This window comes from Alphaproteobacteria bacterium (genome assembly GCA_024244705.1).
Lineage (GTDB): Bacteria > Pseudomonadota > Alphaproteobacteria > JAAEOK01 > JAAEOK01 > JAAEOK01.
This window is the reverse complement of record JAAEOK010000103.1, coordinates 26728-42725: the sequence shown is the minus strand read 5'-3', so window position 1 is coordinate 42725 and position 15998 is coordinate 26728. Positions and strand designations below refer to the sequence as shown.

Genomic DNA, 15998 nt, shown 5'->3' with positions numbered 1-15998 from the left:
AAAATTTAATTCAAATAAAAAAGATTATAGAATAAATTTTTTAATAATTGTAAAAAATAAAAATTATCAAAAGATTTTTAAACTAAATTATTGGTAATTATAATTTATAATTAGTATAAAAAATGAGAAAAATATTCTGATAAATATTTTTATGTAAAACCATAAATATTAAGAACAATCCATAGTATAAAATATATGAAAAAATTATTAAAGTAATAAATTAATAAAATAGTAATATATTTTAGAATATTCAATAAATCTGGTCTTTAAAATTTATCAAAGGATTATATTCATTTCATTGATTTTTTATTTTAATATATTATTTTATTAAAAAAAGATTATAATAATTTAATGAGCTTAGTTCTTGTTATTGTGTTGTTTGATAATATGAGGCAAAATACTAAAAAATAATAATAAACTTTTAATTTTTAATTTTAATATGAAGAATAATATTACTGGAGCTTATGTTTTAATGGATACATTAATAACTCATGGTGTAAAAGTTATTTTTGGTTATCCAGGAGGAGCAATTTTACCTCTTTATGATGAACTATACTATTGGCAATCTAATAATTTAGTAAATCATTATTTAGTACGTCATGAACAATCTGCTGTTCATGCAGCAGATGCATATTCAAGAGCTACAGGTTCTATTGGAGTTTGTTTTGCAACTTCTGGTCCAGGAGCTACTAATCTTGTAACAGGTATAGGAACAGCTTATATGGATTCTATTCCTTTGTTAGTTATAACAGGCCAAATCCCAACACATTTATTAGGAAGTAATGCTTTTCAAGAAGTTGATATTTTTGGTATTACATTACCAATTATAAAACATTCATATATTATCAAAGATATTAATGATATAAATCGTTGTATTGCTGAAGGTTTTTATATAGCACAACATGGTCGTCCAGGTCCAGTTCTAATAGATTTACCTAAAAATATGGGAGCAGATTTTGTTTCAACTTATAATCCAATAATGCCTAGTAGTATAGCTCGAATCTTAGAGATAAGATTTCGATTTCCTTTATTTTCAAAACAATTTTATGCAATATTATTCTTATTAAGTTGTTCAAAACGACCACTATTATATATTGGTGGTGGTGCTATAAAGGCCACAAATGAAGTTAATTATTTTCAACAACTTTTTAATATTCCTACTACTTATACTCTTATGGGAAAAGGTATTTTTAATCAAAACAATGCTCTTTCTCTTGGTATGTTAGGAATGCATGGTACAGCATATGCAAATTATACAGTAAATAATTGCGACTTACTTATTGCAATGGGAGCAAGATTTGATGATCGAGTAACTGGAAAATTAAGTAGTTTTGCTGAAAAAGCTAAAATTATACATATTGACGTAGATTCTTCAGAAATTAATAAAAATAAAATAATACATTTAGGTCTTCTTGGTCATATAAAACCTATATTGCAAAATCTTATAATTTTAAGTTTAGAACAGGCTAATTATCGGGTATATTCGAAACAAATTGGAAGTTGGCAAAAAAAAATTCTTAACTGGAAAAAAGCATATCATTTACCATTAATCTCAAAATTTTATGAATTAAAAGATCAAAAAAAAAATACTTTAAATAATCAATGGTCTAATGTTTTAAAAAAAGAAAAATTTAATTTAAATTATATACAACAACAAAAAGAAAAAAGTTCTAAAATTAGGTTGAGAATAACAAATAATATAAAAGAAAATTATCTTAAAAGAGACTTAACTGGTCCTCTGATAATTAATAAAATTGGTAGATTAGTACCAAATGCTTTTTTTAGTACAGATGTTGGTCAACATCAAATGTGGGCTGCACAATATATAAGTTGTCTTCCGTATCATTGGGCTTCAAGTTCTGGATTAGGAACAATGGGTTATGGTTTACCTGCTGCTATTGGTATGCAAATAGCTCACCCAGAAAAAATAGTTGTTTGTATTAGTGGTGACTCAAGTTTTCAAATGAATTTACAAGAATTAGGAACAATTATGCAATATAAATTACCTATAAAAATATTTGTAATTAATAATTATTGGCAAGGAATGGTTAGACAATGGCAAGAATCTTTTTATGATAAACGATTTTCTAATTCTAGAATGAAATCTGGTGCACCTGATCTAATAAAATTAGCTGAAACATATGGAATTTCAGGATTTCGCATAAATTCAACAATAAATTTAACTCAAACTATAGCAGAATTAATTGCAATAGAAGGACCTATATTAGTTGATATTATTGTGGAGGAAACAACTAATTGTTATCCTATGGTAAAACCAGGAGAATCTAATATTTCAATGATTGAAAAAGATGATATTTTTAGGATGATCTCTTCAGATATTTTAGAAAAATCAGCTATTTTATTAAGAACCCAATTTGGAGATCTTTTAAAAGATGTTAGTCATGAGACATTATTATCTTATATCTATGAAATGTCTTTAGGTTTTCTAGAAGGATTAAAAAATAAATAAATTTGTATAAAACTTTAAATAATTTTTTTAAATTTTTAAAAGGGTGAACGAAGGGATTTGAACCCTCGTATATCGGAATCACAACCCGATGCCTTAACCACTTGGCTACGCTCACCATAATTAAAATGAAAGAATTTTTATACTATTAAAAAAACGAAAAATTTTTATGCATAAACAACAAAAATTATATTCTTTTATTCTTAAAATAAATACTAAAATTTATTGTTTTTATACTTATAAAATTCCAATTCTAAATGATATTCTTAAATTTTTTAATTTTTCAAATAAATTTATTATAGTTGAATGTAATGGTAAAATTTGTTTACAACAAGAATGGAATAATATTTTATTATCTAACAAATTTCATATTAATATAATTACTATTGTGGGAGGTGGATAAAATTTGTTATATTATAAAAAATAATATAAAATTTTTTTAAACAATATTATTTAAAATAATCATAATGTTGGAGGTATAAACCGTGTATACAATAAAAATTCACAAAGTGATTCACAAACTGAGAATAAAATAAAAAGTGAAGCATCAAATCCAAAAATTTTTGGAAAAAGAATTTCACTAAATCGAATTAAAGGCCTAGTTGCAAGTTCAATAAAAAACCATGGTTGAATATATGGATTAAGATTAGGAAATAAAAATAAAATATAACGCATATTAAGAAGAAATATTATAAAACGCATAAAAAAAAACATTATTAAGAAACTTTCATTAATAAGAGGTATAAGAGTTGGAAAATAACCAGTAAACCAAACAATTGGAAAAATAAAATAACTACTAATAGCTTCAATAATATATGCTATAAAAAGAGTAGTTAAATAAAAATGCCAAAAAATAAAATCACATATTTTATAAATTAACTGAAAAAAATTAAATGCTAGTAACATAATTTATAAATAATTAACAATAAATTTTAATAAAAAATTAGTAACCAATAAATCTTATTTTGTCCTTAATATTTATAATAAATTTCTTAGCTTTGTTACTTGAATACTCCTTTTTATATTTTTTTAATTAATTTTCAATTAATATTGAATAAATTAAATTAAAAATAAATTATTGTTAACTTATTCTTTCAAAGTAGTTTCATAGTAAATACTATCCGCTAATTTTCCAATTATATATTGAATAGATTTTGTTGCATCATCATTTGCCGGAATTGGAATATCAGCTAATTCAGGATTACAATTTGTATCAAGGAGTGAAATAATAGATATTCCTAACTTACGTGCTTCTTTAATTGCTGTTAAATCAGCTTTCTGATTTGCAATTATTATAATATCTGGTTTTTTTTCCATATTTTTTATTCCAGAAAAATATTTACGTAAGCGATTCAATTCTTTTTTTAATTTGTAAGATTCTTTTTTCGGAAAATTTTTAAATTGAGTATTTTTTTCAACTTCTTCCAAAATATTTAAGCGTTTAATACATTTTTTTATTGTTACCCAATTTGTTAGTGTTCCTCCTAACCACCGATTGTTTATATAAAATGCATTACAATGTTGTGCTTCTTTTTTAATAATTGATGCAGTTTGTCTTTTTGTTCCAATAAACAAGATCTTTTTATCTTGTTTAGTTCTTTTTTTAAGAAAATCACAAGCTTGTTGAAGTAGGCTTTTTGTTTTTATTAAATCTATAATATGAATACCACCATTTTCACCATAAATATAAGGTAGCATTTTTGGATTCCAACGATTAACCTTATGCCCAAAATGTACACTAGCATCCATAAGTTCTGATAATTTTATTTCAGACATATAAACTATTAATAAATTAATAACATAATTCTATAAATTTTACAATAAAACTAATATTAAATTTACACCATTTTACCTATTAACAATAAAAAAGACTAGGTCTTTTTAAAAAATTTTATACGATTCCGCATACGATTATACTTTTTTTGTCTTTTGTTTTGAATAAATAAATTATTTTTTTGTTTATCCATAGGGATTCTTGTTGCAATATATGAAATATCACTATGCAGATTAAAACCTGTACCACTAGGTATTAAACGACCCACTATAATATTTTCCTTTAATCCACGAAGCCAATCAATTTTACCTCGAATTGCTGCTTCAGCTAAAATATTTGTTGTATATTGAAAACTCGCAGCTGAAATAAAACTATTTGTTTTTAACGATGCTCGTGTAATTCCTAATAAAATAGGCTCAAATTTTATATAATTCTTTTTTTTTAAACATTTATTTATATAATTAACATATTCTAAATCAATTAATTCTTCAGGTAAAAAAGCGGAACTACCCGCATCAATTATTTTAACTTTACTTGTCATTTGTTTTACAATAATTTCAACATGTTTATTGGCAATATTTACTCCTTGTGACCAATATACAGATTGAATACCTTTTATAATAAGAGATTGAATTTTCCGTAAGCTACGATAAGCAGATTGGTATAAGTTTAAGAAATTTAAGTTCTTATAATAAATAAAAAATATGTATAAAATATTATGATAATTTGTTGTAGTATCGACTAAAGATTGACCAACTGTGACAAACTCTGATTCTTTTACTAATAAACGTTGTGATTTTGATAAATAATAAACATGAAATGTATCTTTATCACTAACAAAAACTTGAATATTATTTTTTAATGATTTAATTTTTCTAATTATTCCTGGTTTTCTTATTAATGTAGTCCTTGATTTTGTTCGTCGTGCTTCTAAAATTTCTTCTACTTTTGGTAATCCCTGAACAATATCAGCTGTTTTTAGACTTTTATAATAAATTTGACCTAATAATTCACCTTTTTTTATTAAATCACCTTTATATTTTTTAATTACAGCAAATTGTGAAAATAAATAAGGAGTTCCAAAACGTAAAGAAATTTGATTTCCAGAAATCTTATCAATTAATCCCGATTTTTTACTTATAAATGCATTAGTAAATGGTTCTTGAGATATTATAAAATTTCTTTTTTTAAATCCTATTTGCTTATTTTCTAAATAAAGATTTTTAAAATTATTATCACTTAAAAAAAGAACTTTTCTTTCGTTTTGATTATATTGTTCTTTAATTTTCAAAATGTTAATAGGAGATTCTGTTAAAATACCATAATTTGCTAATTGAGAATAAGGTTCCACATATTGTTTTTGTAAAATATTTATTAAAAATTTTGTTTTATTAAATATTCTATTATTAAACTGGTATTTTTGAATAATTAATTGTTCTAATGAATTTAAACGTAAATTTAAATGTTTTTGTTTTTCTATTTTATATTTCGGAATTAAACTTATTTTATTAAGTAAATTATTCCCTGAATTTTGGTTTTTTATATAAAGACTTTGTTGAACTAAATAAAAAGGTTGATTCTTAGATAAACGATTATTTGAAATACAATTTAAATTAATTTTTTCAATTTTAATAGTTGTATTTTTAGAGAATAAATTATATTTTAAAGATTTTTCTGTTATTTCATAACGAATTATTGGATAAAAACAAAGAAGTATTTTTTTATTAATATTCTTAATTTCACTATAACATAAACGTTTAATTTGAATTTTATTTAAAATTATTTCACCTGGATAAAATATTTGATTATTATATTGTTTTATTTTTTTTATTTCCTTTACCTGTATAAATAATCCAGGTTTTACCAAAATTTTTTGAATTAAATTTCCAATTAAAATATAATCAATTAAACCAGAAGCATTTGTATAAGTATTTTTGTATAATTTTGTTTTTCCATTTATTTGTTGTCCCTTTTTTACTGTGAGTTCATTAAAATCACAGTTTGCTGGATAAATATATTGTGGTATATATAAAATACTTCCTCCTATTTTAGAAGGTTGAGAATTATTTCTTTTTTTTTGATAAAATTTTGTAGGATTTGAAAAAATTCCTCCAGTTTTAACTTTATACTTTCTTTGAACTAGAATACCAATTTTTTTAAATTTTTGATTCACTGGTTGTTCTAATTTTGGAATTTGCAAATGAATTTTATATTCATTATGTAAAAAGTAAGTACACTTAAATTTTTTAGATATTTTTTTAACATTTTTTATTAAGTAAATTTGATTTTTATCTAATACAAAATGGTTATAAAAGATATAAAAGTTTTTAAAAGTATTATTGTCAGATAAATGTGATAAATTAAATATCCCTCCGATTTTATTTACCAATTTAGTATGTGCAAAATTTTGTGATTGTTTAAAAATGGAAGAAGATTTATTAATAAGACTACTATTCAAAGGAATAGTGTAAACATGACCGGACAATACCCATACTAAATTATTTGTTAAATTTTTATTTTTATCATTTGATAAAAAGAGAGTTTGATTTTTAATTTCTCCAGATTCTTTAACATAAACATTTGTTATAGAATTTTCTTCATTCTTTTCCTGTGATTGAAAATTATATTCAAGAATTAAATCTTGTTGTTTAACAAATGTTTCATTTTGAACAAAAATTTTGGTTTTTGGGTATACCTTTATGATAGAGACTTTATTTTTATAATTATATAAATTAATACTAGATTCATTTTCGCAAATTAAAATACATTCCCCATACTCAGTACGATAAAAATTTGTTTTAATATCTTTTGAGAACTTTATTTGACCCGAGTCTTTTGCAAAAAATTGACGAATATTTTCGCTAGTAAAAACTCCTCCTGTGTGAAATGTCCGCATTGTTAATTGTGTTCCAGGTTCACCTATAGACTGAGCAGCTATAATTCCAACTGCTTCTCCTAGATTAATCATTAACTCTGAAGCTAAGTTCCATCCATAACAATATTGGCAAATAGAGCGTCTTGATAAACATGTTAATGGTGAACGTAAAATAATTTGTTTAATATTATTTTGAGTAATTTTTTTAGTTAAATCTTTTGTTATAAGTTTATTAGGAAATATTATACATTTTTTTGTTTGTGGATTTATAATTTTTCGTGCTGTTACTCGACCAAAAATTTGATTTATCCACAATGATTTGGAATTTTTATTATTAGTATTATTTGTTATTAAAATACCGGATTTACTTCCACAATCTTTTTCTCTTATAATAATATCTTGAGCAACATCAATTAATCGTCTTGTTAAATAGCCTGAATCTGCAGTACGTAAAGCAGTATCTACTAATCCCTTTCTAGCTCCGTATGTTGAAATAATATAATCAGTTAAAGTTAATCCTTCTCTAAAATTTTTTTTTATAGGAAAGGCTATAATTTGACCGTTTGGATCAGACATTAGACCTCTCATACCCACTAGTTGTCTTACTTGAGAAATATTACCTCTTGCACCGGAAAAAGCCATTATATAAACAGGATTAAATGGATCTGTTTTATTAAAAAAATCTACTACAGCATCTTTCAATTTTTCACTCGTATTAGCCCATGTATTTAAAATTTGTTGAAACCGTTCATTCTCTGTTATTTTACCTTGATTAGCTTTCAATTCAGTTTGAAATACCTTTATATCTGCTATTTTAATCAGAGAATCTTTAGATGGTGGTACAGTTAAATCTTCAATACTTATAGAAAAGCCTGATTGAGTTGCATATTTAAAACCAAGATTTTTAAATTTTTCAATTAAATGTGCTGTTTTAACAGATCCAAAATTTGAAAAAGCCCAAGCAATAATTTCTTTTAATTTTTTTTTATCAATAATGTTATTATTAAATAATATTGAATTATCTTTCATTTTAATTCTTTTTCAATTTTTTAGAAGATAAAATTTTATTTAAGCTATTATTAAAAATAATTCGTCCTGGAGTTGTGCGAATATATTGTTGTATTATTTTATTTTCATTTATTAGTATTTTTCTCTGTAAATTTTTATAAAATTCAATTTTTTCTTCTTTATTTATATAAAGAACTTTTAAACGATTATTTTTATTAATTTCAGTTTTAGAAAAATTAAAAGAATTGGAGCATCGTACCCAAATAAATGAATGTAAATTGATTGAATTTTGTTTATAAGCAAGTAATACATCATTAAAACTAGAAAAATAATGATTTTTTCCTATAGCGTTTACTTGATTGGTTATAGTTAAATAATAACATCCTAATAACATATCTTGTGTAGGTTGAATAAGAGGCTGGCCCGTTGCTGGTGATAAAATATTATTTGTACTAAATAACAAAATTCTCGATTCGATTTGAGCTTCTAAAGATAATGGTAAATGAACTGCCATTTGATCACCATCAAAATCAGCATTAAAAGCTGAACAGACTAATGGATGTAATAATATAGCATGATCATTCACTAAAATAGGTTCAAAAGCTTGGATTCCTAATCGATGCAGAGTAGGAGCTCTATTAAGTAGAACAGGGTGACCTTTTATAATTTCTTTTAATAAATTCCAAATAAAAGTATTATTTTGCCTAATAAGTTTTTTTGCCATACGAATTGTTCCAGCAAGATTTTGATTAATCAGCTCATGTATAAGAAAAGATTGATAAAGCTCTATCGCTAATTCATAAGGTAATCCACATTCATGTAATTCTAATTGTGGTCCTACAATTATAACTGATCGTCCAGAATAATCCACACGTTTCCCAAGTAAATTTTGGCGAAAACGACCTTGCTTACCTTCAATTGTTTTACTTAATGATCTTAAAACACGGTTATGCATATCTTTGTATTTTAAATCACGTTTTCCATTATCTATTAAACTATCTACAGCTTCTTGAAGCATACGTTTTTCACTGCGTAAAACTATATCAGGAGCATAAATAGATATTAGCCGTTTTAATCTATTATTTCTGGTAATTACACGCCGATATAATTCATTTATATCGGACGTTGCAAATCTACCACTATCAAGTCGTACCATAGGTCGTAAACCAGGAGGAATAATGGGTAAAATTTCTAATATCATCCATTCTGGTTTTGAATTTGTTGCAATAAAACTTTCTAAAATTCTTATACGTGTTGTTATTTTTTTTATTTTTATTCCATTTTTTTGACTTGATTGATCATCATTATTTTTAATCCCTTTAAATTGATTTTTTATTTCAATTACCTTTAATAACTCATTACGACTATCTTTAATTTCTTTTATTATATCAATATTTTGAAGTAATTTATGAAGCCATACAGTTTCCGATTGTGTATTCATTTCTAAATTAACAATATCTTTTTTTTCATCTTCTTTATTAAATAAATTTAAAAATTTGTTTGTATTTAGTTTTGTTTCGGAAAATGTTTTTGTTTTATTTTTTTTTATTTCATTAGAATAAATAATGGATTCTATAAATTCAATTGGTTTATTTAAAACTTTTGCTATATAACTAGGTCTACTTTTTAGATACCAAATATGAGCTATAGGTGTTAATAATTTAACATATCCCATTCGGTGTCGTCGCACTTTAGATTCAGTAAGTTCAACTCCACATAATTCACAAACACGGCCTTGATCATGAGTTTGTTTATATTTACCACAACTACATTCCCAACTTTTAATTGGACCAAAAATTTTTTCACAAAATAAACCATCTATCTCAGGTTTAAAAGTCCGATAATTTATAGTTTCAGATTTTAGAACTTCACCAACTATATGACCATTCGAAAGAATTCGTTCTGCCCAACCTCGAATTCGAGTAGGTGATGCAAGATTGATTTTGATATAATCAAAATCTTGATTTTTATGTTTCATAAAAAATTATAAAAAAATTAAAATTTAATAAAACCTTTTTATATTTCCGATTATTTTAAATTAATTAGAAAAAAAATTTATTTCATTATCTTCAATATATCCATTTTCTAACCTTTTTAATTTATAACTATTAATATCTAAACCTAAACCTTGTAATTCTCGTAATAAAACTTTAAAAGATTCAGGAATTCCGGGTTTTGGAATAGGTTGGCCACGTATAATAGAATTAATAACCTGATTTCTACCTTTTATATCATCTGATTTTAAAGTTAATAATTCTTGCAAAGTATATGCTGCACCAAAAGCTTCTAAAGCCCAAACTTCCATCTCACCAAATCTTTGACCTCCTTGTAAAGATTTACCACCAATAGGTTGTTGTGTTATTAAAGAATAAGGTCCTGTCGCCCTTGCATGAATTTTATCATCAACAAGATGAACAAGTTTTAATATATAACTTTTACCAATTAAAATAGCATTATCAAATTTTTCTCCTGTTCTACCATCTGTTAAAAAAATTTTTCCTGGACAATTAGAATTAAATAACCAAGGTTTTTTCGAAACTAAAGATGCTTCCTTTAATTTATTATTAATTAATATTCGAGAAGATTCATATCCATACATTTCATCAAATGGTAAAATTCTAAAATGATAATTCAAATTATCACCAGCTAATCCAAGTAAACATTCAAAAATTTGACCTACATTCATTCGAGATGGTACTCCTAATGGATTAAGAATTAAATCTATAGGTGTTCCATCTGGGAGATAAGGCATATCTTCGATAGCCATTATTTTAGAAATAACTCCTTTATTTCCATGCCTCCCAGCAATTTTATCGCCAATTTGGATTTTACGAATTTGTGCAATTAAAACTTGAATTAATATTATTTTTTCAACTGGGATATTCTTTTCATTTTCGATTTCTTTCGAAAATTTTAAAATTTTTAGAACTCTTCCAGAAATACCTTTCGGCATTCGAAGAGAAGTATCTCGAACATTTGGAATTTTTTCACCAAAAATAGCTTTTAATAATTTTCCTTCAGGTAATTGATCAGAGTTTTCTTTAGGTGTTATTTTTCCAATTAATATGTCATATGGTTGAACAAATGTACCTTCTTTTACAATACCATTTTCATCTAAATGAGTTAACTCTTGTTCATTTACATTTGGAATGTTCTTTGTTAATTGTTCACGACCTGTTCTTGTTTGTTTTATCTCTAATTCATAACGTTCAATATGAATGGAAGTAAAAAGATTATCAGATAAAACACGATGACTTACCAATATAGCATCTTCATAATTATAACCTTCCCAAGGCATATAAGCTATTAATAAATTTTGACCAAGTGCTAATTCACCATTAAGTATTCCGGGACTATCTGCAAGAATTTGGCCTGATTTTACTTCTTGTCCTGGCCAAACAATTGGTTTTTGATTGATACAAGTATCTTGATTTGATCTTTGATATTTTTCTAGCTTATATTTTGTATAAGTTGGTAATAATGATTTTTTAGTAATATTTTTAATTATTATTTCATCTCCAGTTACAGTATTTACTTTTCCATCCGTTCTACTTATAACTCCTTTACCTGAGTTCCATGCTACAAATAACTCTAATCCAGTTCCTACAATTGGTTTTTGTGAATAGATAAGTGGTACTGCCTGACGTTGCATATTTGAACCCATTAAAGCTCGATTAGCATCATTATGTTCTAAAAAAGGAATTAATGCTGTAGCTATAGAAAATAATTGAATAGGTGAAATAGTTACTAAATCCACTTGATCTACAGAAACTAAATGAAATTTATGATTATATCTTATAGGTATTAAATCATTTACTATAAAACCATTATTAGATGTTACTGGAATATCAGCCGATGCTATTTTAAAGAATCGTTCCTGTTCAGCCGTTAAAAAAATGAAAGGTCTATCCCATTCAATTTTACCATTAGTTACTTTTAAAAAAGGAGTTTCAATAAAACCAAATTTATTAAGTTTAGCATAACAAGCTAAAGAACTAATTAGTCCAGCATTTTGACCTTCAGGTGTTTCAATTGGGCATAAACGACCATATTGCGTTGGATGTATATCTCTAGCAGCAAATGTTACGTGTTCAGTACTTAAACCACCAGGTCCTAATGCACTAATTCTTCTTTTATGAGTTAATTCTGATAATGGATTGATTTCATCCATAAATTGTGATAATTGACTTGAACCAAAAAATTCTCTCATAACCCTTATTAAAGGTTTTGAACTAAATAAAGTATAAGGTTTTAAGGTATTTAAATCTGATAAAGTAAGTTTTTCACTAACAATTCGTTTTAATCTTGTAAAACCAATACGTACTTGCAATTGTAATAAATCTCCTACACATCGTATTTGACGGTTTTCTAGACTATCAATATCATCTCCTTCATTATTTTGTAATTTTAAATCAATTAAATAATCAATTATTTTAAGAATATCTATCGAAGTTAAAAGTCTAGTTTTAGTTGTTATATTTAATCCAAATTTTTTATTAATTTTCATCCGGCCAACTTCACCCAAATCATAATATTTATTATTCATGATTTGTGAATCAATTATTTCTTTTATTCGCTCCTGAGATAATATAACATTATGTTTAGTTAAATTCTCATGACTAACAGTAGTTGTTTTGCGAAATTTCTTTTTAAATTTTTTAATACTCTGAGATAAAAAAGAACTATTGTTAATATTAGTATAAATTTCTTCATCTGTTAAATTTAAAGAGGATAAAAATTTATAAATAGGTATTTTATAACGTTTATCTAATTTCACCCATATAATATTAGTGGAATCAAGTTCAAAGGTTAACCAGGAACCTTTTCGTGTAATTACTGTTCCTGAGTATATATAATCTAATGACTGATTTTTTTTTTTATCTTTTTTGTATAAAATCCCTGGACTACGAATAAGTTGATTAATTATAACTCTTTCACACCCATTTACAATAAACGTCCCTTTATCTGTCATAAGGGGGATTTCACCAAGAAATACTTGTTGTTTATCAAAAATTTTTTCGATATAATTTGTTTGTTTTAAATTATTTTTGATCTTTAGAAGCTTAATTGGTACATAAATTTTTAATGTATAGTTTGTATTATTAATTTTTGTACTTTGTGGTGTTAATTTTGGTTTTCTTAATTTATATTCATGGGAATAAACTTTTATTTCTAAACTTTCTGTAATATCAAAAATAGAAGAAAATTGTATAAGTTCTTCTAATAAACCCTTTGATAAAAACCAACAAAAACTATTTTTTTGAATTTCTAATAATTCTGGTAAACTTGTTGTATAAAATTTTTGATCCATAAAAATGATGAAGTAAATTTATTGGGATTTTATTAGATTAAATTTAAACCAATATTAATATAGGTTTGATAATCATAATAGTACTTTTTTTATACTATATTTATACTTATACTATATTTATACTATAAATGTCCATAATTTTTTTAATTAATTTTAATAAATTGTTTTATTTAACTTTTTTATTAAGCGAGATTTTTTATGGGCAGCTGCATTCTTTGATATAATATTTTTATTTTTTGCTTTATCTATTTGACTATAAGTAATATTTAAAAGATTTAATATTCTTTTTTTTTTTTCATCCGTTGGTTTGAGCAAATATACTTTTAATGATTGTAAAATTTTTTTTGTAAAGTTTTTAATTAACCCTTTATAATTATTATTATGAATTCGATTTCGATTATTAATTTTTACTCGTTTTTTTGCTGATTTATTATTAGTCATTTAATCTTATTTTATAAATTTTTAATTAAAATTAAATAAGTTTGTTATAGATTTGTATATTCAAGTTTTAAATTTTATATAATTGAAATATAAAAAATTCTAAATAGCCTAGTATAAAATTATTTATAGTATTATATATTATAGTATAAATATTTTTTATATTTATTACAATTAAACATATATATAAACTTTATAATAAATTAATAACCAAATATTATGATAGAGATAAAATCAATTTTATTGGATGAAAATAACCCAAATACTTTAAGTTTAGAAATGAAAAAGTATGAATTAAAGAATAATTATAATAAAAAAAACGATTCAAGTTTATTTTTAAATAAATTTCGTTCAATTAATAGCTGTTTGATAAATAATATAAAAAAATTTAAGCCAAATAAAAATAAAATTGAAGCAGTATACGATAAAAGGTCGATTTGTACTTCTAAAGATTCTAAAGATAATACTTATAGTAAATTCAAGATTATTCTTCCAATACAAGAAACGGATATGAGTGATACACGTGTTTTAAATTTTTTTTCATTATTAAAATTACAATTAAAAAGTAACGATATGAAAAAGAAATTTTCTGAAAAAGTACCTTCTATAAACACATTATTAACACTTGAAACTCTTGATTTACGCCGATTACAAAATGATAATCAAAATTCACATCTTTTTTTTAAACAAATTCAAGCTCTTCAGCATGAATATAAAACAAATTTAAGAACTTCACCAAAAAAAAATCAGTTAAATATAATAGAAAAAATTAAACTATTCCAAATTTTTAATAAATATGAAAATTTTTTAATAGAAAAAATATATAAGATACAAGAAAAACAAATTTTATTATTTAAAAAATTAGCTGCAACTTTTTTTCCTAACTATTATGAAAAAATATTACTTATAAGAGAAGGTTTTTTTAAAACAATGAAAATTCATTCATCAAAATATTCACCTTTCCTTCAGAAATGGCTTCAACGAGCTAAAAAAACAAAATATTCAACATATGATTCTACTTTTTTCCGTTCTCAACATACAATAAATACTTATAAAACAAAAAAGAAACAAAATTATAATGAAGAATATAAAAATTTAGATACTTTTAATAAAGTATATTTCTTCCATGATGATAAAGAATCTTTATTACAAACATATCGAAATAATATTGTAAGTTTTTTTAATAAACCACTTATTTTACAAGATAAAATAGAGACTCAATCAGGTTGTTCTTTTTATGATTTTACTTATAATGATTCTGAAGATAAATATATTGCTGAAACTAATAGTTTTCAAGAATATACTCAAGAACATCCAGATTCGGAAACAATTGATTTATATTATGGTGATAATACACCTCGTATAAATTCATCTCAAATCACTATGATTCAAGATAAATTTTGGGGGTATGATAATCAATTAAAAAAATTAAAACAAGGAGGTTTTTTAGCCCGAAATACAGGAATTTATGGAATTAAAGATTATAATCTTTTAAAACTTAAAGATTTACATTTAAAAGAAAGTTCTTTAAATTTTAATTATTATACAGATACTTTATTACAAGAAATAATACAAAATCCGTTATGGCTATTAAGCCATAGATGGAGTTTAGATATTTATTCAAATAAAGATTTTGAAAATTTTAAACCAATTTGTCCTGTATTTTTAGATTATGAAATGGCTAATGATTTTATTAATTCAAAAACGGAGTGGCTTGAACAAATTGCTAATTCATATAAGCGTTATATTAAAAAAGATGGAATTTTCAACCGAGCTATCCTAAGTAAAAAAGGAAAAAAACAGGGTCCTAATTTAAAACAAGTAAAAAAAATAAGAGAAAATTTGTTTTCTAGATTTGAAAAAACTAAGTTAAATTCAATTACATTAAGTGAGTTTTTAAATTATTATAAAATTTTAATAAAAAACTCTAATAATATTGAATTTTTACTTTTTCCTAGTAAAAAAACTCATAAACTTGAAAAATTTAATAAATTAAATATTTTTAGTAGCTTGAAAAAAATTAAACAAAAAGATTTGAATCTTTTAGATAAAAAAAATAAAATGAGTTTAAAACCATCATTAATTCATGATTTTTTTAGTCTTTTTTATAATTAAAATTTTATGA

General features: G+C 23.9%; 7 protein-coding genes and 1 tRNA gene. 2 read left to right on the top strand and 6 right to left on the bottom strand.

Annotated elements, in window-relative coordinates:
- The first annotated feature begins 439 nt into the window (after positions 1-439).
- Positions 440-2470, top strand: coding sequence for an acetolactate synthase large subunit (locus GY791_19340; GenBank protein ID MCP4330574.1), 2031 nt, complete (start codon positions 440-442; stop codon positions 2468-2470).
- Between the two features lie 42 nt (positions 2471-2512).
- On the opposite strand, the gene GY791_19335 is transcribed toward GY791_19340, so the two are convergent.
- The 6 genes from GY791_19335 to rpsT all read right to left on the bottom strand — a co-directional run bounded on the left by GY791_19335 (position 2513) and on the right by rpsT (position 13876).
- A tRNA-His gene (locus tag GY791_19335) sits at positions 2513-2585 on the bottom strand.
- A 968-nt stretch (positions 2586-3553) separates the two neighbouring features.
- Entirely contained in the window at positions 3554-4243 is a 690-nt protein-coding gene (gene rpsB, locus GY791_19330; GenBank protein ID MCP4330573.1) for a 30S ribosomal protein S2, read from the bottom strand.
- 95 nt (positions 4244-4338) lie between these two features.
- Positions 4339-8145 carry a DNA-directed RNA polymerase subunit beta'' gene (locus tag GY791_19325; GenBank protein ID MCP4330572.1) on the bottom strand — a complete coding sequence of 1269 codons (3807 nt, stop codon included), beginning with the start codon at positions 8143-8145 and terminating at the stop codon, positions 4339-4341.
- 1 nt (position 8146) lies between these two features.
- Positions 8147-10102 carry a DNA-directed RNA polymerase subunit beta' gene (locus GY791_19320; GenBank protein MCP4330571.1) on the bottom strand — a complete coding sequence of 652 codons (1956 nt, stop codon included), beginning with the start codon at positions 10100-10102 and terminating at the stop codon, positions 8147-8149.
- A 60-nt stretch (positions 10103-10162) separates the two neighbouring features.
- Entirely contained in the window at positions 10163-13435 is a 3273-nt protein-coding gene (locus GY791_19315) for a DNA-directed RNA polymerase subunit beta (protein MCP4330570.1), read from the bottom strand.
- 153 nt (positions 13436-13588) lie between these two features.
- A complete protein-coding gene (gene rpsT / locus GY791_19310) occupies positions 13589-13876 on the bottom strand; it encodes a 30S ribosomal protein S20 (protein MCP4330569.1) in 288 nt (95 codons plus the stop codon).
- A 216-nt stretch (positions 13877-14092) separates the two neighbouring features.
- Between rpsT and GY791_19305 the strand changes: the two genes are divergently transcribed.
- Positions 14093-15988, top strand: coding sequence for a hypothetical protein (locus tag GY791_19305; GenBank protein MCP4330568.1), 1896 nt, complete (start codon positions 14093-14095; stop codon positions 15986-15988).
- The last annotated feature ends 10 nt before the right edge of the window (positions 15989-15998 follow it).